The 562-nt window shown below is 51.8% G+C and carries 1 protein-coding gene; it reads right to left on the bottom strand.

The features are described 5' to 3' along the window. Positions 1-562, bottom strand: a 562-nt coding sequence (locus R7O13_RS29600) for a glucuronate isomerase (protein WP_318305556.1), incomplete at both ends; no start/stop codon positions are given.

Here is a 562-nt window from a genome sequence, read left to right on the forward strand (position 1 = left end):
AAGTAGCGTTTTGCGTTACCAAAACAGATCTCTTTGACCATAGGGCCAAGCAACGATAAGTCATTTGGAACTTCGCCGTTCTCTGCCCAACGACCGACCATGTCACACAGGATGCGGCGGAAGTATTCGTGGCGGGTGTAAGACAAGAAGCTGCGCGAGTCCGTTAACATGCCGACGAATTGGCTGAGCAAACCAAGTTGAGAAAGCTGTTCCATTTGGCGTTGCATGCCGTCTTTCTGGTCGTTGAACCACCAACCCGAGCCAAACTGCACTTTGCCCGCGATGCCGCCACCTTGGAAGTTACCCATCATGGTCGCCATCATTTCATTATCACGAGGGTTCAAACAGTAAAGAATGGTGCGAGGCAGCTCGTTGGTTTGGTCCATTTCATCTAACAGGTGTGCCAGTTCAAAAGCAAATGGGCGATCGCCAATCGAGTCAAAGCCAGCGTCGGCACCTAACAGTTGGAACATGCGTGTGTTGTTGTTGCGCTGTGCGCCAATATGAAGCTGCATGACCCAGCCCAACTGCGCGTAGCGTTTGCCGAGCCAAACTTGAACCA

It is taken from the genome of Vibrio sp. Y176 (assembly GCF_033438945.1).